Origin of the sequence: Nocardia sp. CDC153, assembly GCF_035818515.1 — a bacterium.
In the GTDB taxonomy this organism is placed as follows: Bacteria; Actinomycetota; Actinomycetes; order Mycobacteriales; family Mycobacteriaceae; genus Nocardia.
Genome location: NZ_JAYKYU010000003.1, coordinates 608358 through 631676, shown reverse-complemented (window position 1 = coordinate 631676; position 23319 = coordinate 608358). Strand labels below are relative to the sequence as shown.

The following is a 23319-nucleotide window of genomic DNA, read 5'->3' as shown; positions in this document are numbered from 1 at the left end:
GCGCTCGAGTCAACGCTAGCCGCTGTCCACTACGCCCGAGTAATGAGGGTGTCTCTTATTACCTCACGGTCACCGTATTTGCGTGTGAGGACAGCGGCGAGCATGTGCTAATGGCGCGAACCGCGGGATTGCGCAGTTGAAACGCATCAGGCGAGCTGGACCTCGGAATGCGCCCGTGCCACCCGGTATCGCACGAATGCCGGGAAAATCACGGCCGAGATCATCATGCCGATCACGACCAGCGCACCGCCGCCCGCCGCTGCCACAGCAGTACCCACCGCGGCCGCCGCGAAACCGTGCGCAACATCACCGATGCGAGGTCCGCCCGCCACCACGACGATGAACACGCCCTGCAGGCGTCCGCGCATCTCGTCGGTCGCGACCGACTGCAGCATGGTGGTGCGCAGCGCGGCCGAGAACATGTCCACGGCACCGCCGAAGGCCAGGCAGCCCAGGGCGATCCAGAGCGCCGGCGTCATGCCCAGCCCGTGCCCGACCAGGCCCACGGCCAGGCCGAATCCGACCATGCCCGCACCCCACAGCACGATGCAGACCACCACCGCCAAGCCCTGTCGACGCACCCGCGACAGCCAGCCCGAGAACACCCCGCCCAGCACCGCGCCCACCGACATGGCCGCGAACAGCAGGCCCAAAGCCGTTCCGCCGGAAGCGGAATCGCCGAAACTGTCCTGCGCGATCTGCGGGAACAGGGCGCGCGGCATGCCGAACACCATGGCCACCACGTCCACCGCGAAGGAGGCCAGCAGAATCTTCTGGGTCGCCAGATAGGCGAAGCCGTCGAACACCTCGCGCAGGCCCGCCCGCCGGGTCTCGCCGTGCGGCGGGATGGGCGGCAGCTTCCAGGTGGCCCACAGGGTGGCCAGCAGGGCGATGGCGTCCAGCAGATACAGCGTCGACAGGCCCGCGAGCGGAATCAGCATGCCCGCCAGCACAGGTCCCGCGATCGCGCCGAACTGCATGACGGTCATGCTCAGCGAGTTGGCCGCCGGGAGTTGTTCGGGCGGCAGCAGGCGCGGGTAGATGGCGCTGCGGGCGGGCTGGTTCATGGCGAAGAACGCCTGCTGCACCGCGAACAGGACCAGCACCAGCCAGACATTGTTCAGCCCTGCCGCCGCCTGCGCCCAGAAGGCCAGCGCGGTCAGACCGGTGCCCGCGCTGGTGATGAGCAGCATCTTGCGGCGGTCCATGGCGTCGGCGAGCGCGCCGCCCCACAGGCCGAACACGATCAGGGGAATGAGGCCGAAGAGTCCGGCAAGGCCCACATACGAAGAGCTGTGGGTGATGTCGTAGAGCTGCTTGGGAACGGCTACCACGGACAGCTGCGCGCCGATGACGGTGACGATGCCGGTGGTCCACAACCGGCGGTAGTCGGGATTCCGCAGTGGAGTTATGTCGGCGAGCAGCTTCACCGATCAGACACTAGAGCGGCGAAACGGGGCTTGGCTACCAGTTTTGGGCCGATCATCCCATCATTCGGAAGTGAAATATCTCATCAGGGCTGGAGGCGTTCGACTTTCATGGCTGATACGTCGGTGTTGCCGGGTTCGAGGGTCACCTTGATGCGGTTGTGCATGCGGCTGCGTCGGCCCTGCCAGAACTCGACGGTCTCGGGCTGGATCTGGAAGCCGCCCCAGAACGGGGGCAGCGGGACCTCGTCCACCTCGGCGAAGCGGGCGGCCGTCGCGTCCATCTGTCGATCCAGATCGGCGCGCGAGGCGATGGGGCGCGACTGCTCCGAGGCCCACGCGCCCAGGCGGGAGCCGCGCGGGCGGGACTGCCAGTAGATCTCGGTGGTCTCGGCCGACACGCGGTGCACCGGGCCGCGCACCGTCACCTGGCGACCCAGCGGAGTCCACACGAAAGTGGCCGAGGCGTAGGGGGTTTGGGTGAGCTGACGGCCCTTGAAGGATTCGTAATTCGTGTAAAAAGTCACACCTTCGGGAGAAAGCCCCTTGCACAGCACCGTTCGCGAGGACGGCTTGGGACCGGTCTCGGTGATCTCGACGGTGCTCAACACCATGGCGTTGGGGTCGGTCAGGCCCGCGCCGGTGGCGTCCTCGATCCATCTGCGCAGCAAGGGCTCCCAGCCCTCGGCCAGCCAGGTCTCGTCCAAGTCGGTGTCGCGGGCGGGGTGGTTGTCGCCCTGATCGACTCCGTACTCGACCCGCAGGGCCGCCAGATCGAGCGCGGGGGTGGCGAATTTCTCCTGGTCAACCATGGGGCAGACGTTACTCCGGGGTAATCCGAGGGTTAAGCTCACGGTGATCGGCGTGGCTGCCCAGGGATCGGGCAGCCCGATTTGCAAGGAGAGTCACAACATGACTGCCAGCGCTGCGGTACCCAATTCCGTCGTCCCCGACGGATTCGTGAGCGGTCTCGAGGGCGTCGTCGCCTTCACGACCGATATCGCCGAACCGGACAAGGACGGCGGTGCGCTCCGGTATCGCGGCGTCGACATCGAGGATCTGGTCGGCAATCACGTCACCTTCGGCGATGTCTGGGCGCTCCTCGTGGACGGCGAATTCGGCCGTGGCCTACCGCCCGCCGAGCCGTTCCCGCTGCCGGTGCACACCGGCGACGTGCGGGTCGATGTGCAGGCCGGGCTGGCCATGCTGGCCCCGATCTGGGGCTACCAGCCGCTGCTGGACATCGACGACGACACCGCCCGTGAGAACCTCGCGCGCGCCTCGGTCATGGCGCTGTCGTATGTCGCCCAGTCGGCGCGCGGCATCTACCAGCCCGCCGTGCCGCAGAAGAAGATCGACGAGTGCACCACCATTACCGAGCGGTTCATGACCCGCTGGAAGGGTGACCCGGACCCGCGCCACATCGAGGCCATCGACGCCTACTGGGTGTCGGCCGCCGAGCACGGCATGAACGCCTCCACCTTCACCGCCCGCGTCATCGCCTCCACCGGCGCGGACGTGGCGGCCTCGCTCTCCGGTGCCATCGGCGCCATGTCCGGCCCGCTGCACGGCGGCGCCCCGGCCCGCGTGCTGCCCATGATCGAAGAGGTCGAAAAGACCGGTGACGCACGGGCTCTGGTCAAGGGCATCCTGGACCGCAAGGAAAAGCTGATGGGCTTCGGCCACCGCGTCTACCGCGCCCAGGACCCGCGCGCCAAGGTGCTGCGCGAGACCGCCAAGCGCCTGGCCGCCCCGCGCTACGAGGTCGCCGCCGCGCTCGAGCAGGCCGCCCTGGCCGAGCTGCGCGAGCGCCGCCCCGACCGCGCCATCGAGACCAATGTCGAGTTCTGGGCCGCCGTGATCCTGGACTTCGCCGAGGTGCCGGCGCACATGATGCCCGCCATGTTCACCTGCGGCCGCACCGCCGGCTGGTGCGCGCACATCCTCGAGCAGAAGAAGCTGGGCAAGCTGGTTCGCCCGGCCGCCATCTACACCGGCCCGGCCCCGCGCCAGCCGGAGACGGTGCCGGGCTGGAACCTGGTGTCGCACAAGTAGATCGACCCTGAGACGACGGTGGCCCGCAGCGAGATTCGCTGCGGGCCACCGCTTTTGCTACCGGTCCCGAGTCATCCCCCACGCCTCGGGTCGCGGGTCACGCCTTGACGACGATCGTGCCCACGATCTTGTCGGCGAAGGTCTGCTTCTTCGCGTCCCACGCGGGCCACAGCAGGCCGAGAGGGAACAGGCAGGGGAGCTGGTCGACGATGTGCAACAGCCGACGGCCGACGGCGAGGCCGAAACCGACAGGCTGACCGGAGGATTCACGAATAAGCCGGATGCCCACGACCTTCTTGCCCGGAGTCTGACCGGTGGTGCCTTCTTGGTGGCTGATGAACAGCAGGCCCGCGAGGCCGACCACGAAGGCGAGCAGCATGCAGATCAGGCCCACGGCGTTCAGCCCGCCGCCCGTGCAGGTCGTGTGGTAGGTGCCCGACGTGACGGTGCACTGCACCTTCGACGTTCCGGCCGTGACCGCGATGGTCCGCAGGATCACGCCCGGAAGGATCCAGATGGCCGCGTCGATCAGATACGCGCCGACGCGCGCGCCCCAGCTTGCGTACTGCGCCCCGTATCCCCCGAACGGAGCGTAGCCGGGCTGCGGTGCGCCGAATGCGGGTTGCGGTGCGCCGTAAGCGGGTTGAGGTGAGCCATAGGCGGCCTGCTGTGGCGCGCCGTAAGGCTGTTGGGCGTCATAGGCGGGCTGCGGAGCTCCGTACGCGGGCTGTTGCGGTGCGCCATACGCGGGTTGCGGTGCGCCGTAGCCGGGTTGGGGAGCGCCGTATGCGGGCTGCTGAGGTGCGCCGTAACCGGGCTGTGGTGCCCCGTAGCCCTGCTGGGGAGCGCCGTAGCCGCCGGGGGCGGGCTGGTCGGCGGGCGGGTAGCCGTATCCCGGCTGCTGCTGCGGGTACGGGTTGTTCGGGTAGGTCAATGTGCTTCCTTGCGAAACGGTTGATTCGATCGGGCAGGCTACAGTCTGGAGCAATTCGGCCTTCGGGATGAACTGGAAAACGATCACCACCGCGTCGGCGCGGTTGGTGACGGGAGTGGAGAGGGGCCGAGATGGCTTTGGAGATGCGGACACGCTGTGAGCGCTGCGAGGTTGCCGAATTGCTGCCCGACGGCCCGGCCTTCATCTGCTCCTACGAGTGCAGTTTCTGCGAATCCTGCGGTAGAACAATGGATTACGTATGCCCCAACTGCGGTGGCGAACTGGTTGCCAGACCGCGACGGTTGAAATAAACCTGATTCAGGTCCTGGAACCTGAGATCGGATTCACATAACCTGCACCGGTGCTCGATGCAGGACTGTCCAGGCGCGGCCTCTTCGCCGCGGGCGCGGCGCTCGCCGCGAGCTTCGCCACCGCCGGATGCGGTGTGGCGAACGGCAATTCGTCCGACCGCATCCTGGAGCCGCCCCGGGGCAGCGCCACCCCGGCGCGCTTACCGCTGTCGACGGTCAATCCCGACGCCGTGGCCGCCAAATACGCGGGTCAGGGCCCGAAGGCGTGGGGCACCGACATCGACGGCATCCTCACCGGATTCAATGCCGCCGGCAAGCAGTTCGCGATCACCTTCGACGCCTGCGGCGGCCCCGGCAACAACGACATCGACGAGAACCTGCTCGCCTTCCTGCAGGCCCAGCAGATTCCGGCCACCCTGTTCCTGAACAAGCGCTGGATCGACGCCAATCCGGCCCGCGCCGGGCAGTTGGCCGCGAACCCGCTGTTCGAGATCGGCAATCACGGCACCGCGCACTGCCCGCTTTCGGTCACCGGTCGGGCCGCCTACGAGATCAAGGGCACCGCCAACGCGGCGGCCGCCGTGGACGAGGTGTGGGGCAATCACCAGCGCATCACCGCCCTGACCGGTCACGCCCCGCGCTTCTTCCGCGCGGGCACCGCCCATTACGACGATGTGGCGGTCGCCATCGTCAAGGAGCTCGGCGAAACCCCGGTCGGCTACTCGGTGAACGCGGACTTCGGCGCGACGGCCTCGTCCAACCAGGTGCAGTCCAACATGATGGCCGCCAAGCCCGGCGGCATCTCCCTGGCCCACATGCACCGCCCCAAGTCCGGCACCGGCGCAGGCATGCTAGCCGCCCTCCCGGCCTTGAAGGCCAACGGCTTCCAGTTCGTCCACCTGCCGTAGCCGTCACACTTCCCGCGACGCGGCCCAGTCCACCGCGACCGATTCGCCGCGGTCGACGGTGAAGAAGGCGACCTCGAGGTGGCGGCCCAGATCGATCAATTCCATGGCCGACAACGGGACCGGCTGCACCACGCGGACTCGCCAAGGGGCGGGCTCGTCCCACGCGTGTAGCTCGAGGTCCAGGCGCAGCACCGGATCGTCGCGGCCGGTGTAGTCGGCGGCGACCGGGGCCGCGGCCAGGACCGTGGCGCGGGCGCGGCGGCCATCGGCCAGGATCTTGGCGATGTTGGTGCGCGAAGTCTCCTCGGGCGCGGGCAGATATAACACCACCCGGTCGTTGTCGCCGGGATCGACCCGGCAGCAGACGATATCGCCGGGCTGCATCCACTCGCGGTCGGAGGCGTTGACGCGCTGGCGGACCCGGGTCTCGAAGGCGTGTCGATCCTCGAGCTGGACGCGCACCCAAAACTCCCATCCCGCCTCGGCCGTATCCGCGTCCCGCGCCTTGGCCCGCCGCTCCGCCGTCGCGCGCGCATCCACTCGCTTCTCGGCCCGCGTGCGAATGTCGGCCCGCCGGTCACCGGCGGGGTTGTCCGGCGGCGGGGCCGATATCGAATCGGCGGGGGCAGCCTGGGTTTTCGCCGGGGTGCGGACGCTGAGGATGGTGGCGGTGCCCGCGACCCCGTGCAGGAGGAGTTCGCGGCGGGCGGCGTCGTCGAGGGCGGGGCCGCGGCGGGTGAGGCCGCGGGAGCCGAATTGGGAGGACAGGCGCGCCAGCAGGCCCAGGCGCGGGGCCGGCGCGGCGTACGGGTGGCGTTGTGGGCGGCCCGAATTCGCCGGGGCGGGGGATGCGGTGGGGGCGGAAGCGGATTCCGGGTCCGGGGTGGTGCTCGGTCGCTCGTGTGCGGCCATGTCCATGGCGGTAAACCGTAACGGTTGTGTGGGGCCCGCCACAGCGATACGCGCGGGTTCGCGAACAGGGGGAGTAGGAATGTTTTTGCGGGCGAGACCCACCTGTGAGCGCGGGTGATAGCACCTCTACCCTTGTCGCCATGACCTCTGCGTTCCCGACCATCCCCGACGATCTCAAGCCCGCCGACGGACGGTTCGGTTGCGGCCCCTCCAAGGTCCGCCCCGAGCAGCTGCAGTCCCTGGTGGATACCGGCGCCTCGGTGTTCGGCACCTCCCACCGGCAGAAGCCGGTCAAGGACGTGGTGGCCCGGGTGCGCTCCGGTCTGCGCGAATTGTTCTCCCTGCCCGAGGGTTACGAGGTCGTGCTGGGCAACGGTGGCACCACCGCGTTCTGGGACGCCGCCGCCTTCGGCCTGATCCGCGAGAAGTCGCTGCACCTGAGCAATGGCGAGTTCTCCTCCAAGTTCGCCTCGGTGGCCAAGGGCAACCCGTTCATCGGCGACCCGATCGTGGTGAAGTCGGAGCCGGGCGACGCCCCCGAGCCGACCTCGGACCCGTCGGTCGACCTCATCGGCTGGGCCCACAACGAGACCTCCACCGGTGTCGCCATTCCGGTGTCGCGTCCGGCCGGTTCCGAGCACGCCCTGATCGCCATCGACGCCACCTCCGGCGCGGGCGGCCTGCCGGTCAACATCACCGATTCGGACGTCTACTACTTCGCCCCGCAGAAGTGCTTCGCCTCCGACGGCGGCCTGTGGATCGCGCTCATGAGCCCCAAGGCCCTCGAGCGGGTGGAGGAGATCAAGAACTCGGGTCGCTGGACCCCCGAATTCCTCTCGCTGCCGATCGCGATCGACAACTCCACCAAGGACCAGACCTACAACACCCCGGCGCTTGCCACCCTGTTGCTGTTCGCCAACCAGATCGAATGGCTGAATGGCAATGGCGGTCTGGACTGGGCCGTGAAGCGCACGGCGGATTCTTCCTCGCGTCTCTACTCCTGGGCCGAGACCAGCGAATTCGCCACGCCTTTCGTGCAGAACCCGGCCCTGCGCTCGCAGGTTGTCGGCACCATCGACTTCGTTGATTCGGTGGACGCCGCTCAGGTTGCGAAGGTGCTGCGCGCCAACGGAATCGTGGACACCGAGCCCTACCGTAAGCTGGGTCGTAACCAGCTGCGCGTCGGTATGTTCCCGGCCATCGATCCCGAGGATGTTTCGCAGCTGACTCGCTGCATCGATTGGGTTGTGGGACAGCTCGGCTGAGATCGAAAACAGGTAAGACTATGCGGCGCGGGAGTCTGGCGACAGATTTCCGCGCCGCGTGTCTTGCCCCATGATTCTCAGAAGTGCACTACTGTTCCAGAACGTGGGCGGTGTCGCGAGCCTAGCTATAGCTGTGAGTTACGCAGCGAACAGGAGGTAACGGTGCGTGAACTTCGAGTGATCGGATTGACGCCCGATTCCACGCACATCGTGTGCATCGATACCGAGAGCGGCCAGAAGTACCGGCTCGCCGCCGATGACAAACTGCGCGCCGCTGCCCGCGGAGATCTTGCCCGATTCGGCCAAATCGAGATCGAAACGGAAGCCACGATGCGTCCTCGCGATATCCAGGCCCGTATCCGCGCGGGTGCTTCGGTGGAGCAGGTCACCGAAGAGTCGGGCATGCCGCTCTCGCGGGTCGAGCGTTTCGCGTATCCCGTTCTGCTGGAACGTGCCCGGGCCGCCGAGCTGGCGCAGAAGGCGCACCCGGTCCGCAATGACGGCCCCGCCGTGGAGACCCTGATCGAGATCGTGTCGGCCGCCTTCGCCGAGCGCGGCCACAATATCGAGGTCGCCGAATGGGACGCCTGGAAGGACGAGAAGGGCTACTGGGTGGCCCAATTGCAGTGGCAGGCCGGCCGTTCGGTGATCGCCGCGCACTGGCGCTACCAGCCCGACGCGCACGGCGGCTCGGTGGTGCCGCTCGACGATCCGGCCTCCGATCTCATCGATCCCGACTTCGGCCGGGCCCTGCGCGGCCTGGCGACCATCCTCCCGGACCAGACCGAGGCCGTGGTGGAGGCCGCCCCGGCCCCCGCACCCGCGCCCGCCCCGCGCGAGGAGCGCACGGCCGACTACGACGCCGCGCCCGCGCGCGTCGCCAAGCAGCAGAGCTCGGAGGACTACTTCGAGCAGCGTGCCGCGGTCGGTGACGGCACCGTGCCGGTAACGGCCGCCGCCCCGGCCCCCGCACCGGCCCCGGCGGCGAAAGAGCCGTCGGCTCCGACGCTTCCGGCGCCCGCCGCCCCGGCCGCGCCCGCCGCCGAGGTGACCCCGGAAGCGGCTCCCGCGCCCGCCCCGGCGCAGCCCGCCGCGAAGCAGAACGCGCAGAAGCCGAATCGCGCCAAGCGCGGCGGCAAGGCCCCGATGCCGTCCTGGGAGGACGTGCTCCTAGGGGTGCGCAGCTCGGGCCACTGAGGGCCGATCTGGAATTTTTCGGATGCTAGAGGGTTGCTAACCCCTCTGGCTCGTTGCCGTCCGGCACGCCGGGAAACAGGGTTGGCAACAGCGACATTTCGGCCGCCGCGAGGGTAGATTCATTATCTGTTGGCGGTCATTGCCGGGCCGATCAGCGTCGACGCCGACGTTCGGCCGCCGAGTATTGCTCATAATTAGCTATCTTGTGTGCAATGACTAGGGAGGTGACGTCGGGTGCCGTCAACGGTCTCATCCCTGTGGTACGTCGACGCCCCCGATGCGGTGGCCGTCCTGCGCGAACATCCCGGGCCCGATCCGGATGCCGCCTTCGCGCTCGCCAAACAGCTCAACCCCGACCGCGACGTGGTGCCCGCCGCGTCGGGCACCATGAAGGTCTGGGCCGGGCCCGATCCCGAATCCGTCTATATCGGTTGCTATCCCGGTGTCACCGTCGTCTGCTCGAATCAGGCCGCGCTGCCGCGCCCCACCAAACTGCCGGAGCTGCTGGTGCGCCCGCTCGCCTCCGAGCACACCTACCTCGTCTCCTATGACCTGTCGCTGGGCTGGGGCGCGTTCGCCGAATGGGAGCGCGGCGAATTCCGGCGCTCGTTCAGCGCCACCCGGGTCAATATTCTCGAGGACGAGGGCATGCCGCGGGTGTGGGAGCGGCCGTACTGGGCGGGCGAGTACCCCATCGAGCTGGTGCCCGGCGAAATGCCCGATCCGCAACTGCTGCCCTTCGATCCGCCCGATTTCGCCGATGCCGCCAATCAGGAGTGGCTCGGATTCCGCTACCGCGGCAAGGCTTCCGAGGACGAGTTGACCGCCGATCGGATCGAGGTGTGCGGTTTCTCGCTGTTCCCCAAGGGGGAAGCGCCCGCACTGGAGGCCCCGCCCGAACCGCGGGTCGAGTACGCCAACAAGCGCGGCCTGCTGCGTTGGCTGCGCGGCCGCGACCGGGTGTCCTGAATCAGAAGCGCAGCGGGGCTGAATCAGAAGCACAGCAGGGCGAACCAGGCCAGCAGCACGCCGATGCCCAGTCCGCCGATCACCCACCGGGTCACCGGCGCGTACCGCCACCGCCACGCGGTCGGCGCGGCCCCGCCCACCGCGATCAGATTGACCGCCACCGACAGCGTCCAGTGAATCTGGGCCAGCGCGGCCCCGAAGGCGTACACGCCCACCGTGGTCAGCGCGGCCACCAGCACCAGCACGGCGATACCGGCCGCCCACGGGGTGGGCTCGGAATATCCGTATCCATACGGTCCGTCGGGCGGATGGCTCACTGCGCTCGCACTCTCTCGTAGAAGGCCATGGCGGCCGCGGTGGCCACATTAAGCGAATCGGTGCCCGGCGTCATGGGGATGCGGGCGCGAATATCGCTGGCCCGCATGGCCTCCTCGGTGAGCCCGGGCCCCTCCGCGCCGAGCAGCAGGGCCACCCTATCGCCGGTCATGGCGTGGGCGAGGGTGTCGGCCTTGGGATTCGGGGTGAGTGCGATGATCTGGAAGCCCTTGTCGCGCAGCACGTCCAGGCCGTCCGGGAAGGGCGGCAGCTGCGCGAACGGCACCCGCAGCACATGGCCCATGGAGACGCGGACGGCACGCCGGTACAGCGGATCCGAGCAGCGGTCGCCGAACAGCACGGCGTCCGCGCCCAACCCGGCGGCATTGCGGAATATCGAGCCGATGTTCTCGTGATCGTTCACGCCCTCGAGCACGGCCACCGTGCGCGCGTCGGCGAGCACCTCGTCCACGGTGAGTTCGCGTGGCCGGTATGCGCCAGCCAGCACACCCCGATTCAAATGAAATCCGACGACCTGCGCCATCACCTCGGCGCTGGTCCGGTAGTAGGGAACATCCACTCCGGCCAGGTCCTCGGCGAGCTGCTCGTATCGGCGTTCGACCCCGAACAACCCGAAAGGGGTGAATCGCGAGGCCAGCATGCGCTGGACCACCACCACGCCCTCGGCGATCACCAAGCCCTTGCCGCCGGGCAGGTCGGGGCGTCGATCGGCATTATTGAGGTCGCGGAAATCGGCGACCCTGGGATCGCCGGGGTCGTCGATATCGATCACTTCGGCCACCGTGCCATTTTCGCCTCCGTTGCGGGCGTCGATTTCGGCGGGGATAGGGTGATCAAGACCGATCCCCCGATCCAATCGAAGAGGACAGCCCCATGAGCGACAAGCCGGAAATCGAGTTTCAGGACGGCCCCGCCCCCGCCGAGCTCGTGATCAAGGACCTCACCGTGGGCGATGGCGCGGAGGCCAAGCCGGGCGACAACGTCAAGGTGCACTACGTGGGCGTCGAGTACGACACCGGCGACCAGTTCGACGCCTCCTGGGACCGCGGCGAGGCCATCACCTTCCCGCTGCGCGGCCTGATCCAGGGCTGGCAGGACGGCATTCCCGGCATGAAGGTCGGCGGCCGCCGCCAGCTCACCATCCCGCCGCAGCTGGCCTACGGCTCGGCCGGTTCCGGCCACCCCCTCGGCGGCAAGACCCTGGTCTTCGTCATCGACCTGCTCGACGTCCTGAACTGACCGCTCAGCTGTCCGTCGTGACAACATGGCCGCCCGCGCTGAAAAGCGCGGGCGGCCAAGGTTTTTCGGGGGCAGAGCCCCCGGAGATCTCGAGGGGTTTCAGGGGCGGAGCCCCTGAGAGCACCCGAGAGTTGGGTCAAACTTTTACGACGATCGAGTTCATGATCTTGTCGGCGAAGGTCTGCCGCTTCGCATCCCACAGCGGCCACAGGAAGCCGATGTAGCACGGCAGCGCGTCGACTATGTGGGCGAGCCGCCGCACGAACGCCATGCCGAAGCCGAGCGGCTGCCCGTCGGCCTCGCGAACCAGCCTGATGCCCAACATCTTGCGGCCCGGGGTCTGCCCGGTCTTGCCCTCCATATAGATGAAGTAGAACCCGCCGATGACGGCGATCAGCCAGCCGACGGCGATCAGGGCCAGACCCGCGCCCGACAGTCCACCCGAGCACGAGGTGCTGTAGGAGGTGTCGGTCGAGTCGGTGGTGCAGTCCGCGTTCTTGAAGCCGATGGCGAATCCGATGCCGTAGAAGATGGCCGCGGGCACGCCGACGATCAGCGCGTCGATAAGGTACGCGCCGAAGCGCGCGCCCCAACTGGCATAGGGCGCTGGCGGATACGCGGCATAACCCGCGCCCGGGGGATAGCCGCCGGGCTGGCCCGGGTATCCGCCCATCGGGGGCTGCTGGCCGTATCCGGGCGGCTGCTGGCCGTATCCCGGTGGGGGTTGTTGCCCGTAGCCGGGCTGTTGCGGCTGTTGCGAGTAGGGATCGTTGCCGTACGTCATCGGATCCTCCCCAGGGGGATGCGGGGGTATTGCCCCCCGCATTGTCTCCCGAACCTACGAACCAATGACGGCATTCATGATGGTTCCGCCACTGGTGGCGACCGCACCGCCCATCATGGCGTTGGCGACCATCTTCGGCGAGGCCGAGCCGCCGCCCCATTTCTCCCACGCGAAGCGCCCGCCGCCGTAGGTGATGGCCGCGATGCCCGACATCTGGGCGAACCAGGTGAAGTAGCGGAACATCTTCATCATCTTGTCGGCCATGGGCGGGGTCTCCGCGCTGGGATTGCCGATCTGCGCGAGAACCGTGCCGTACATGTCGTGCGCGGCCATGAGCATGCTCACGATCGTTTCCTCTCCGGTACCGGGGCGCTGGGTGAAGCCAGGGAACGGATAGAGCGGACGAGCTTCCGAAACGGGTCGATTAGAGCAATTCGGGCACAGTCTAACCGGGCGCACCGCCGATTGTTGCTAACTGTTTGCGAACGTTATTTGCGAACGATGTCGACCGGGTCGGTGAGGGCGGCCGAAATGGTCGCCTGCTGCGGCACTCCCAGCTGGGGCAGCGAGCCGAGCGCCTGATTTGTCTGATTGCCCAGGGTTTTGGTGACGGCCTGGAGCTGGGTCACGCCACCGGTGAGGGCCTGCATGGCCGCGATCAGCTGGGTGCCCGCCTGGTCGGCGATGGCCGGAATCTGCTGCGCCAACGACGCGCCCTGATTCAACTGCGCGCTCGCGTCGTTCAGCTTGGCGGCCGCATCGCGCAGCAGCTGCCCGACCTTGGTGTCCGGAGTGACTTGCGTGCCGGTCAGATTCGCGAACCCGCTCAACTGGGCATCCGCCTGATTGGCGATGTTCTGCAGGGCCTGCAGCTGGGTGATGACGCTCGCCAGTTGCGGGTCGTTCGCGAAGGGCAGCCCCTGCAGCAGCGGCACGACCAGATTGAGCCCGCCCGCCAGCGTGTCCGCCGACTGGGTGACCTGCCCCATGGTGACGCCGGTCGAATCCAGCGCCGTGGCAAGCTGATTCGCCTGGGTGGTGGCGGCGCCCAGCGTGGAGTTCAGCGCGTCGATGCCCGAGGTCAGCTGTCCCGCACCGGCTTTCGCCTGATTCAGGAAGTCCATCATCTGGTCCGCGCCGCCGGAGAACTGGGCCGCGCCGTCGGCCGCCGCCCCCACGCCCGCGCTGAGCAGCTGCGAGGTGCCCGCGATCTGCGAGAGCTGCAGGCGCGCGGTGTTCATGGTCGCGAACATGGTGTCCAGTCCGGCCGCGCTGATCTTCTTGGTCACCTCGTTGACCGCGTCATTGACCAGATTCGCGTCGGCCCGATCGTGCGTGGTCACGGTGACCTGCGCCTTCACCGGCTTGTCGGTGGCCAGCGACTTGATGTCGGTGGTCAGGTCGGTGGGCAGGGTGATCACCGCCGCGTAGTCCTTGGTGCTGGCCTCGTCCACCACGTCCCAGTGCCGGTTCGGGCTGTCCTGCAGCTCTTTGGCGATGCGCGCGCCCAGCGGACCGCTGTCACCGTTGATGAGCGCGACCGCGGAGGGCGCGCCGCGCAGCCGCAGGACGCTGATCGTGCCCGCGGTGACCGCGGCGGCGAGCAGCAGGATGACCAGGACCCAGCGGGTGCGTTTTCCGAACACCAGCAAGACCGTAGCGGGAGCGTATGGGTCTACCTCTGATGAGAGTCTGAGGGTTCGGTAAAGACCGGTCGATCCGGAAGTTCCAGCACCAGCCGCGCGCCGCCCAGCATACTGTCCTCGAAATAGGCTCGGCCACCGTGCAATTGGGCCTGCTGCGCGACCAGCGCCAGCCCCAGCCCGGATCCGCCCTTGGCCGCCCGGCTGCCGCGGAAGAACCGCGCGAACACCGCCTCCCGCTCCTGCGGGGGCAGCCCGCGGCCATTGTCGTCGACGGCGATCACGATGAACCCGTTGGCATAGCGGTCCCCATTGGCATAGCGGTGCGCCGACACGACCGCCTCGGTGGCCCCGCCGTGCTTGACCGAATTGGTGAGGGCATTGTCGACGGCCAGCCGCAGGCCGGTGGGCAGGCCGCGGGTGACCAGCTCGGCGTCGGTGTCGATGCGCACCTTCAGCTGCGGGAAGTGCCGCATGGCGTCGTGGGCGGCGGCATCGCAGAGTTCGGCCACATCGGTGATCACGTGATCGCGCTCGTTGGTGAGATCGCCCGCGGCCAGCCGTTCCAGTGCCGCCAGCGTGGTCTCGACCCGGTTCTGTCCGCGCTGCAGGTCGGTGAGGATCTCCCGGCGCTGCTCCTCGCTCAGGTCGAGAGTGCTCAGTACCTCGAGGTCGGTGCGCATGGCGGTGAGCGGGGTGCGCAGCTCGTGGGCGGAGACGGCGGCGAAATCGCGGGCGGTCTCCAGGGCGGCGGCCGTCTCGGTCTGCGCCCGATCCACCCGTTCCAGCAGGGTATTGACCGCCTCGGCGAGCTTGTCGGCCTCCTTCACGCCCGAACCGTCCACCGACAGCGGGGCGCGGGATTCGCCATTGGGTCCGCGTTCGTCCAGGGCCCCGGTGAGTTTCACGATGGGCCGCACCGCGCGTCCGCCGAACAGCCAGCCCAGTCCGGCCGAGGCGGTGACCGCCAGCGCCGCCGCGAGATACACCCACTGCCGCTGGTCGTGAATCGTCTTCTCGGTTTGATTGGTCGGAATGCCCAGGGACACAACGCGTCCCGCGGGCTGCGCCTCGGTGGTGGTGAGCACCCGGTAGGTGTTGCCGTCCACGGTGACGGTGGCATTGCCGACCGGCAGCGCGGGCAGCCGCACCGGCGTGCTGGCCAGGGAACCGTCCGCATTGCGCACGGTCAGCGCCATTTCCTTGTTGGGCGCGAGCAGATCCACCACATTGACGGCGAAGACCGGCTGGATGAGCACCAGCCGCGACACCATCGACAGCTGCTCGTCGGCCTGGGCCATATTGCTGCGGCCGATGGCGTAGATGGTGATCCAGCTCAGAATCGCCACGATGATGGTCGCGCCCAGCGCCGCCGCGGCGGCGACGCGCACTCGCAGCGTGTAGGACCAGCGGCGGCGGCGCGGGGCCGCCACGGGCGCGATCCGGTGGGAATTCATTTGGGTGCGCGCAAGACGAATCCGACGCCGCGAATGGTGTGCAGCAGCCGCGGGGTGCCGTCGACCTCGAGCTTGCGGCGCAGGTAGCCGACGAACACGTCCACCACATTGGTGTCGGCGGCGAAGTCGTAGCCCCACACCAGTTCCAGCAGCCGTTCCCGGCTCAGCACCACCCCGGCGCTGCGGGCCAGTGTGGACAGCAGCTCGAATTCCCTTTTGGTGAGCTCGATTTCGGTGCCGTTGAGCAGGGCGCGATACCCGGCGACGTCGACTTCCAAGGGGCCCACCGTGATCGCGCCCGGAATGGCGGAGGCGGGTGCGTCGGTGCGCCGCCGCAGCAGCGCCTTGATGCGGGCCACCAGCTCGGCGAGCACGAACGGCTTCACCAGATAGTCGTCGGCCCCGGACTCCAGTCCCGCGATGCGGTCGTCGACCGAGCTGCGCGCCGACAGCACGCAGATCGGCACCTCGTTGCCCATGGCGCGCAGCGCGGTGACCACGCCCGCGCCGTCCAGCACGGGCATGTTCATATCGAGCACGACCGCGTCGGGGGCGGATTCATTGACACTGCGCAGTGCCGCCGCGCCGTCCCGGGCGATCACCACCCGGAAACCGGACAGCCGGAGCCCGCGCTCGACCGATGCGAGCACGTCTTCGTCGTCATCCACGACCAGGACCGTGGGTACCTCACCGCGTTCGACCACGGACTCCATTTTGGCAGCCGCTGCCTCAGTAGTTGTGGCAGGAGTCGGCGACCTGCTGGATGGCGGCGGCGATTCCGCCGGCGCGCGGGTCGCTGGCCGCCTGGTTGGCGGCGTCCGGGTTGTCCTTCAGATACTGGTCGAGCTCGGCCTGCCGCTCGGCGGGGGAGAGCGCGAACTTGGCCTTCAATTCGTCCTTGTAGCCGGGATTCTGGTCCAGGAAGGAGGCCAGCGCCGGGGCCTTGTCGTGCAGGGCGGCATCCACCTGATCGAAGGTGCAGGTCGACTCGAGCAGCGGCGCAACCAGATCCGCCGGGGAAGCCGAGGCGGTAGCGGGTGCGAGGGCGAGAGCCACGACGGCGGCCGCGCCGGCTCCGAGGAGCACACCGGCGCGGCGGGTACGAATGACGTTCATTCGCCCGACGCTAAACCATGCCCATGGGAGGCCGATGAGCCAATTCTGAGAAACCCTTGAGGGGCTTCAGCCTCGGGCGGTGGGATCGGTCGCGGTGTGATCCAGCAGGGCCGGGTCGATGCGGGTGATGGGCATGGTGGCGGCGGAGGCGGCCTCGGCGGCGGCGATGCGCTCCTTGTCCTCCATGAGGGTGACCGCGTCGCGGATCTGCTTCTCCAGGGTGGGCAGCATGGCGGCGTCGTCGATGGTGGGCGGCACCTCGTAGGAGCCGCCCGCGGCGATCTGACGCATGGTGCGGCGCAGGATCTTTCCGGAGCGGGTCTTGGGCAGGGCGGTCACCGCGACCACGTCGTAGAGGGTGGCGATGGCGCCGACGCGCTCGCGCACCCGGTCGATGATCTCCGCGCGCAGCCGCTCGGGCTCGAGGTCGACGCCGGTCTTCAACACCACGTAGCCGATGGGCCGCTGCCCCTTCAGCTCGTCCGGGATGCCGACCACCGCGGTCTCGGCCACGGCCGGATGCCCGGCGATGGCCGCCTCGATGCCGCCCGCCGAGAGCCGGTGCCCGGCCATATTGATGACGTCGTCGCTGCGGCCGAGGACATAGAGGTAGCCGTCCTCGTCGAAGAAGCCGGAGTCCCCGGTCAGATAGTGGCCGGGATAGGCGGAGAGATAGGAGCGTTCGTAGCGGTCGTCGTCGCGCCACAGGGTGGTCAGCGTCCCGGGCGGCAGCGGCAGCCCGATGACGATGTTGCCCTCGGTATTGGGCGCGACCGCATTGCCCTCGGAGTCCAGCACCCGCAGCCGGTAGCCGGGCACCGGCACCGAGGCCGAACCGGGCTTGATCGGAAGCTGCTGCAGCCCGAGCGGATTGGCGCAGATCGGCCAGCCGGTCTCGGTCTGCCACCAGTGGTCCACCACCGGGCAGTGCGGATGCGGCGCCAGCAGGGTCTCCACGGCCCACTCGTAGGTGGCCGGGTCCAGGCGCTCACCGGCGCAGAACAGGGCCTTCAACGAGGACAGATCGTGGCGGTGCGCGGCCGCGGCGTCCGGATCGGCGCGGCGGATGGCCCGCAAAGCCGTTGGTGCGGTGAACATCACGTCCACCTTGTACTCGTCCACCAATCGCCAGAACGTCCCCGCGTCCGGGGTCCCGATCGGCTTGCCCTCGTACAGCACCGTGGTCGCCCCGACCAGCAGCGGCGCGTACACGATGTAGGAATGCCCCACCACCCAACCGATATCGGAGGTGGTGAGCATGGTCTGCCCGGGCGCGACCTCGTAGATATTGCGCATCGACCAGGCCAGCGCGACCGCGTGCCCGCCGTTGTCGCGCACCACGCCCTTGGGCTTCCCGGTGGTTCCGGAGGTGTAGAGGATGTAGAGCGGATCGGTCGCGGCCAGCGAGACCGGATCGGCCGGTTCGGCCCCGATCTGCGCCTCGTCCCAATCGAGCCAGCGCGCCGCCACGGTCTCGGTGGAGGCGGGCAGATATTCGGTGGCCGCCTGTTCGGCGGGAAAACGAATGGTGGGGAAGCCTTCTCGCTGCTTGACCAGGACGGTGCGGGGCGCGGTGGTCTGGGCCAGGTCGAGGGCGGCCAGCACGATCGGCGGGTATTCGATGCGGCGGCCGGGTTCGAGTCCGCCGGAGGCAGTGAGAATCAGCACAGGTTCGGCGTCGTCGATGCGCGCCGCCAGCTCGTGCGCGGCGAACCCGCCGAAGACCACCGAGTGCACAGCCCCGATGCGGGCGCAGGCCAACATGGCCACCACGGCTTCCGGGATCATCGGCATATAGATGACGACGCGATCACCGGTCTTGACGCCCAATCGCAGCATGGATCCGGCAAATCGGGCGACTTCGTCCAGTAGCTCCCGATATGTGTAGATCCGCCTGGACCCGGTCATAGCGGAGTCGTATATTAGGGCCGGTTGATCGGCGCGACCCCCCTCCTGACCGCCGGAAGTGCCGTCTGGAGTTGTGATCTCGCGCACATGACGATCCAGTGCGTTGTAGGAGGTGTTGAGGCGAGCGTCGGGAAACCAGCGCGCCGTCGGACGAGCCGCGGTGTCGAGAATCTGGGTGGGAGGAACATCCCAGCTGATGGATTCGGCCGCGTCCCGCCAGAACTCCGAGGGATCGACCAGGCTCAGCTGATACGCCGGTCGGTACTCCTGCTTCGCGTTCAACCCGGTGACTCCCTAGCTCCGCCTTGTGTCCTTGAGATGCGCTGAGATGCCCGCCTCGATAGATCGACCTGATTGTGGCAGACTTCACGCGACGTCCGGGCGGACGCCGCGACCTTTGATTTTGCCTGCAAACGGCAGGTCAGGGACCGGTGGTTGCCAAGAGGTCACACAAGAAGTTATTGATCCGTTAGAATCGCATGTCACATATTTCGGCCGTCATGGACGCAATTTCTCGGCCAGCCGCAGTTCTCGGTCAGCTCTGCCTGACGAGCCCAGCGTGCGATCGCGGAGGCTCGCTGATGGCGCGTGGCTGGGGCCAGTTTGGAAAGTGAGTGGGAGATGCGTGACGCCGCTAGGTCCGGCAGCAATAAGCGCTGGGCGCTGAGCAACTGGGACCTGCGATGGAAGGTCACGGCGGTGCTCGCCGTGCCGCTATTGGTCGCGGTTGTGCTGGGAGCGTCCAGGATTTCGGCGGAGTTCGCGGACTCGAGCCGACTCTCGACGGCGACCGACCACGTCGGGGTGATCCCGGCGATCACCGGTCTGAGTGCGGACGCGGCCCAGGTCGCCTCCGGTCAGATGGTCATGCTGGGCCCGAACCAGTCGCTGACCTCGGACCCGGAACTCGCGCAGTTGGATACGGCGATCTCCTTCGCGGAGAAGGCGGCGGCACGGCTGAGTGACATGCCCGGCGCCCGGCAGGCGCTGGACGAGATGATCGTGGGCGCCAAGGCGATCCGGGCCCAGGGCCTGGCCCCGTCGAAGTCGATTCCCGACACCGTGACCCAGGTCGAGCGGATTCGTGGCGACAGCGTGCGCACGGTGGAGAACATCGTCGCCAGCGTCGCGGACAAGAACGTGGACCAGTCCAAGCTGCGCCTGGTCGACTCGCTGAACTCCCGGTGGATGCTGTTCAACGAGGTCGCCGGCATGGCCGAGGCCCTACGCAGCAACCCCAAGGATGGCCTCAAGGACATCCAGATCGGCGTCAACACCGAGCGGCAGATGCTGGCCGTGCTCGCCCACCGCTTCCCGGACGGCGACGCCACCATCGCGGAGCTGCAGCGCCAGGCCGACACTCGCGTCCAGCTGCTCAACGGCCCGCAGGCCCAGGCCGGTCAGCTGCCGGTCGCCGAACTGAAGGATTCGCTGGTCGCCAGCATCAACGGCTACCAGTCCATCGCCACCGCCTCGACCAAGGACATCGTGTCCCGAGTCGATGATCTGGCCGCCAGCGCCCGCTCCGGCGCCATCCGGTACTCGATCATCGTCATCGCCACCATCCTCGGCGCCATGGCGCTGGCCGTGCTGATCGCGCGCGCGATGATCGTCCCGCTGCGCCGTCTGCGCCTGGCCGCCCTGCGCGTCGCCGAATACGACCTCGGCCAGGAAGTTTCCGCGCTGCGCGACGGCGCGGACCCCGAAGACGTTCCGCTGGAACCGATGCCGGTGCACACCGACGAGGAGATCGGCCAGCTCGCGCGCGCCGTCGACGACATCCACGGGCAGGCGCTGCGCCTCGCGGCCGACCAGGCCGCCATGCGTACCCAGGTCAACGACATGTTCGAGACCCTGGCCCGGCGCTCCAAGTCCCTTGTCGACCATCAGCTCTCGCTCATCGAGGCGATGGAGTACGACGAGAAGGACCCGCGGCTGCTCGAGAATCTCTTCCGTCTCGACCACCTCGCCGCCCGTATGCGGCGCAATGGTGACAACCTGCTCATTCTGGCCGGTACCAAACAGCGCCGGACCAAGTCCGCGCCGGTCGAGATCGCCGACGTGCTGCGCGCCGCCATCTCCGAGGTCGAGGACTACGAACGCGTCAAACTGGGTGCCACGCCGCGTGGTTCGCTGGTCGAGCCCGCCGCCTCCGACCTCGCGCACCTGTTCGCCGAGCTCCTGGACAACGCGCTGCGCGCCTCTCCGCCGGAGACCGACGTCAAGTTCACCTTCGCCCAGGCCCACGATCAGGGTCTGCTGATCGAGGTCGCCGACCGCGGTATCGGTATGCCCCCGGCCGAAATGGCCGAGATCAACCGCCGACTCGAGGCCGTGGCCGAGGTCGGCCCGGACACCGCGCGGCACATGGGTCTGTTCGTGGTCGGCCGCCTGGCCGAGCGCCACGGCCTGACCGTGCGCCTGCGCCCGACCTTCGACACCGCCCGCGATCCGGGCGTGACGGTCACCGTGCACGTGCCCAAGCCGCTGATCGTGTCGGCGGGCGGACCGATCTCGGTGCCGCCGCAGCCGCAGGACGCGCCGCAGCGTCCGCAGCCCGCCCCCGCGGGCGCGGGCAACCAGGCCGGTGCGCCCTCCTCCATGCAGATGCGCGCGGTCACCCGCACGGCGACCGGCAATGTCATGGTCACCGTGGATCCCGGTGGGAGCGGGCCGATTCCGGCGGGCACGGCGGCCGGTGCCGCCCCGACCCCGGCCGCGGCCAGCGCCGCGACCGGTCTACCCACCCGCCAGCCCGGCGCCCAGGTGCCCGGCGGTCTGCCGGTGCGCCAGCCCGGCGTGAACGGGCCGACCGTCAAGCACACGGTGTCCGCCCCGGGCGGCTCGAGACCCACCGGCCTACCCCAGCGGGATCCGGGTGCGCACGGTCCGTCCGCGCCGGCGGCCCAGCCCGGTACGAGTCTTCCGCAGCGCGGCCAGGGCGAGGCCCCGGCCCAGCCGCGGGGCGGTCTGGCCGCCAATATGCTCAAGCGTCAGGGTGCTCCGGGCGGCATGCCGCCGCGACCGGGCGCACCGGGGGAGCCGGGGGCCGCGCCGCGCGGTCCGGGTCTGGGGGGAATGCCGCAGCCCGGTCAGTCGGGTGCGATGCCGCAGCGCAATCCCTCCGTCGGACTTCCGCCTCGCGACGGCGCGCCCGCGCCGCAGCGGGAGGCGGGCCCGAGCGGTCTGCCGACCCGTCAGCCGGGTGCCAATGGCGCGCCGGGCCGGGAAGCCGGTCTGGGCCAGCCGCCGCGTCCCGCGGCCGGTGGCCAGGCACCGGGCGGCCTGCCCACCCGTGAGCCGGGCGCCAATGGTGCTCCCGGTGCGCCGCAACGCGATTCGGGTCCGACCCGTCGTGAGCCCGCCGCCGGTGGTCTCCCGCAGCGGGATTCGGCCTCGGGCGGTCTTCCGCAGCGTGACTCCGCCGGTGGTCTGCCGACCCGTCAGCCGGGTGCCAATGGCGCTCCGGCGCAACGGGGTCCGGGCGGTCAAGCGCTGGGAGGTGGAGCGACGCAGCGCGGTGCCGCCGCGCAGCGGGACGGGGCCAATGGCGTCGCTCCGCAGCAGGATTCGGAGAAGCCGGGTCAGGCGCTCGGCGGTGGCGCGGGTCAGCGCGACGGGATCCCCCCGCGCGACGCCGGCCTGCCCAAGCGCGACCCCGCCGCCGGTGGCCTGCCCCAGCGCGGTGCCGCGTCCGGTGGTCTGCCCCAGCGGGATTCCGCCGGTGGTCTGCCGCAGCGCGGTGCCACCGGGGCGGATCCGTTGTCCGGCGGCCTGACTCAGCGTGACCCGCTGGCGGGTGGTCTGCCGCAACGGGAATCGACCGGTGGTCTGCCCCAGCGCGGCGCCAAGCCGGATCCGTTGTCGGATCCGCTGAGTGGTCCGCTCCCGCAGCGCGGTCCGAACGGTCTGCCCCAGCGGGATCCGGGTGCGGTCCTGCCGCAGCGCCCGACCCCGATTCCGGGTGTGGGTCTGCCGCAGAACGGCGCCGACGGTGTCAAGGAGCCAGGACGCCACAGCTTCAAATCGAATCCGACCAAGGCGGCCTCGTTCTTCCAGACCCGGTTGCAGCCGGCCGATTCCGGCGGCGACTCGGTCATGGGCGGCACGCCGATCTTCGCGGAGATGATGTCGGCGTGGCTGTCGGATCCGAATGCCGACCGGTCCCAAGTGGCCGCCTCCTTCGAATCACCCGGCGATGAGGGCTGGCAGGCCGCCCGGCGTGCCATCGAGACCACGCCGGACAAGCGAACCGCGGCGGGTCTGCCGCAGCGTGACCCGGGTAACCGACTTGTGCCCGGCGGTGTGAACGGAAACGCTGACAAGGCAGCCCATCGCGACCCAGAATCCATCAGGTCAAGCTTGAGTCGTCACCAGCAGGGCGTCCGGGATGGCCGCGCCATGAGAGCAATGAACCTAACCGGAGATAAAGGAGACCGATGAACCCCGATCTAGGTGGTACGAAGCGTCAGCTGGATTGGCTGGTTTCGAATTTCGCCAATGAGGTTCCCGGCGTTGCGCACGCGGTCCTGGTATCCGCTGACGGCCTTTTGATGGCCGCGAGTGCGCAGCTGCCCGTGGACCGTGCCGAACAGCTGTCCGCGGTGACCGCGGGGCTCGCGAGCCTCTCGGTGGGTGTGTCGAACTTGTTCGAGGGCGGCACCGTGTTGCAGTCGGTGGTCGAGATGGAACACGGCTACCTGCTGCTCATGGCGGTCGGTGACGGCTCGTACCTGGCGGTGCTGACGAACACGTCCTGCGACATCGGCCAGGTGGGATACGAGATGGCGTTGTTGGTCGAGCGAGTGGGCCAGACGGTTCAGGCCACACCTCGCGTCACGATGGGTTCCTGATGGCG

22 protein-coding genes are annotated in these 23319 nt (G+C 68.7%); 9 read left to right on the top strand and 13 right to left on the bottom strand.

The genetic code is table 11. The features are described from left to right. Window positions 1–146: 146 nt before the first annotated feature. Both VMT65_RS19485 and pdxH read right to left on the bottom strand, forming a co-directional pair. A complete protein-coding gene (locus VMT65_RS19485; RefSeq protein WP_326309740.1) occupies window positions 147–1430 on the bottom strand; it encodes an MFS transporter in 1284 nt (427 codons plus the stop codon). Window positions 1431–1513: 83 nt separating this feature from the next. Next, the gene (gene pdxH, locus VMT65_RS19480; protein WP_326309739.1) at window positions 1514–2239 is read right to left on the bottom strand and encodes a pyridoxamine 5'-phosphate oxidase; all 726 of its coding nucleotides are present in this window, start codon (window positions 2237–2239) and stop codon (window positions 1514–1516) included. A 100-nt stretch (window positions 2240–2339) separates the two neighbouring features. Here pdxH and VMT65_RS19475 point away from each other — a divergent pair, with 100 nt between their 5' ends. Further along, a complete protein-coding gene (locus VMT65_RS19475; RefSeq protein WP_326309738.1) occupies window positions 2340–3482 on the top strand; it encodes a citrate synthase 2 in 1143 nt (380 codons plus the stop codon). Between the two features lie 97 nt (window positions 3483–3579). Here the strand turns inward: VMT65_RS19475 and VMT65_RS19470 are convergent, their stop codons facing one another. Further along, entirely contained in the window at window positions 3580–4416 is an 837-nt protein-coding gene (locus VMT65_RS19470) for an RDD family protein (RefSeq protein ID WP_326309737.1), read from the bottom strand. A 131-nt stretch (window positions 4417–4547) separates the two neighbouring features. Here VMT65_RS19470 and VMT65_RS19465 point away from each other — a divergent pair, with 131 nt between their 5' ends. Together VMT65_RS19465 and VMT65_RS19460 are read left to right on the top strand one after the other, a co-directional pair. Then, the gene (locus VMT65_RS19465; RefSeq protein WP_326309736.1) at window positions 4548–4727 is read left to right on the top strand and encodes a DUF1272 domain-containing protein; all 180 of its coding nucleotides are present in this window, start codon (window positions 4548–4550) and stop codon (window positions 4725–4727) included. A gap of 50 nt (window positions 4728–4777) precedes the next feature. Then, window positions 4778–5635 carry a polysaccharide deacetylase family protein gene (locus VMT65_RS19460; protein ID WP_326309735.1) on the top strand — a complete coding sequence of 286 codons (858 nt, stop codon included), beginning with the start codon at window positions 4778–4780 and terminating at the stop codon, window positions 5633–5635. A gap of 3 nt (window positions 5636–5638) precedes the next feature. Here VMT65_RS19460 and VMT65_RS19455 read toward each other — a convergent pair whose 3' ends face one another. Further along, a complete protein-coding gene (locus VMT65_RS19455) occupies window positions 5639–6553 on the bottom strand; it encodes a hypothetical protein (RefSeq protein WP_326309734.1) in 915 nt (304 codons plus the stop codon). A 134-nt stretch (window positions 6554–6687) separates the two neighbouring features. Here VMT65_RS19455 and serC point away from each other — a divergent pair, with 134 nt between their 5' ends. The 3 genes from serC (at window position 6688) to VMT65_RS19440 (ending at window position 9978) form a co-directional block, all read left to right on the top strand. Further along, entirely contained in the window at window positions 6688–7812 is a 1125-nt protein-coding gene (gene serC / locus VMT65_RS19450) for a phosphoserine transaminase (protein ID WP_326309733.1), read from the top strand. A 162-nt stretch (window positions 7813–7974) separates the two neighbouring features. Next, entirely contained in the window at window positions 7975–9009 is a 1035-nt protein-coding gene (sepH, locus tag VMT65_RS19445; RefSeq protein ID WP_326309732.1) for a septation protein SepH, read from the top strand. Window positions 9010–9243: 234 nt separating this feature from the next. Continuing rightward, window positions 9244–9978, top strand: coding sequence for a DUF6928 family protein (locus VMT65_RS19440; protein WP_326309731.1), 735 nt, complete (start codon window positions 9244–9246; stop codon window positions 9976–9978). A 23-nt stretch (window positions 9979–10001) separates the two neighbouring features. Here the strand turns inward: VMT65_RS19440 and VMT65_RS19435 are convergent, their stop codons facing one another. Then, entirely contained in the window at window positions 10002–10295 is a 294-nt protein-coding gene (locus VMT65_RS19435; protein WP_326309730.1) for a DUF2537 domain-containing protein, read from the bottom strand. Beyond that, window positions 10292–11095, bottom strand: a complete 804-nt coding sequence (locus tag VMT65_RS19430) for a TrmH family RNA methyltransferase (protein WP_326309729.1) — start codon at window positions 11093–11095, stop codon at window positions 10292–10294. Before VMT65_RS19430 ends, VMT65_RS19435 begins: the two co-directional genes overlap by 4 nt. A gap of 92 nt (window positions 11096–11187) precedes the next feature. Here VMT65_RS19430 and VMT65_RS19425 point away from each other — a divergent pair, with 92 nt between their 5' ends. Continuing rightward, on the top strand, window positions 11188–11553 hold the full coding sequence (locus VMT65_RS19425) for an FKBP-type peptidyl-prolyl cis-trans isomerase (protein WP_326309728.1): 366 nt from the start codon (window positions 11188–11190) through the stop codon (window positions 11551–11553). 136 nt (window positions 11554–11689) lie between these two features. Here the strand turns inward: VMT65_RS19425 and VMT65_RS19420 are convergent, their stop codons facing one another. The 7 genes from VMT65_RS19420 to VMT65_RS19390 all read right to left on the bottom strand — a co-directional run bounded on the left by VMT65_RS19420 (window position 11690) and on the right by VMT65_RS19390 (window position 18743). Then, complete coding sequence (locus tag VMT65_RS19420; RefSeq protein WP_326309727.1) at window positions 11690–12337, bottom strand: RDD family protein; 648 nt, start codon at window positions 12335–12337, stop codon at window positions 11690–11692. Between the two features lie 54 nt (window positions 12338–12391). Further along, entirely contained in the window at window positions 12392–12676 is a 285-nt protein-coding gene (locus VMT65_RS19415; RefSeq protein WP_326310301.1) for a hypothetical protein, read from the bottom strand. Between the two features lie 149 nt (window positions 12677–12825). After that, a complete protein-coding gene (locus VMT65_RS19410; protein ID WP_326309726.1) occupies window positions 12826–13983 on the bottom strand; it encodes a hypothetical protein in 1158 nt (385 codons plus the stop codon). 29 nt (window positions 13984–14012) lie between these two features. Next, entirely contained in the window at window positions 14013–15437 is a 1425-nt protein-coding gene (locus tag VMT65_RS19405) for a sensor histidine kinase (RefSeq protein ID WP_326309725.1), read from the bottom strand. Further along, window positions 15434–16141, bottom strand: coding sequence for a response regulator transcription factor (locus VMT65_RS19400; RefSeq protein WP_326309724.1), 708 nt, complete (start codon window positions 16139–16141; stop codon window positions 15434–15436). The genes VMT65_RS19405 and VMT65_RS19400 overlap by 4 nt, the downstream gene beginning before the upstream one ends. 25 nt (window positions 16142–16166) lie before the next feature. Further along, entirely contained in the window at window positions 16167–16553 is a 387-nt protein-coding gene (locus VMT65_RS19395) for a hemophore-related protein (protein WP_326309723.1), read from the bottom strand. Between the two features lie 66 nt (window positions 16554–16619). After that, window positions 16620–18743 (bottom strand): AMP-binding protein, encoded by a 2124-nt coding sequence (locus VMT65_RS19390; protein WP_326309722.1) that lies wholly within the window; start codon window positions 18741–18743, stop codon window positions 16620–16622. Between the two features lie 339 nt (window positions 18744–19082). On the opposite strand from VMT65_RS19390, the gene VMT65_RS19385 reads away from it, so the two are divergent. Continuing rightward, on the top strand, window positions 19083–22904 hold the full coding sequence (locus VMT65_RS19385) for an ATP-binding protein (protein WP_326309721.1): 3822 nt from the start codon (window positions 19083–19085) through the stop codon (window positions 22902–22904). Next, window positions 22901–23314, top strand: coding sequence for a roadblock/LC7 domain-containing protein (locus VMT65_RS19380; protein ID WP_029930951.1), 414 nt, complete (start codon window positions 22901–22903; stop codon window positions 23312–23314). Before VMT65_RS19385 ends, VMT65_RS19380 begins: the two co-directional genes overlap by 4 nt. Window positions 23315–23319 lie beyond the last annotated feature (5 nt).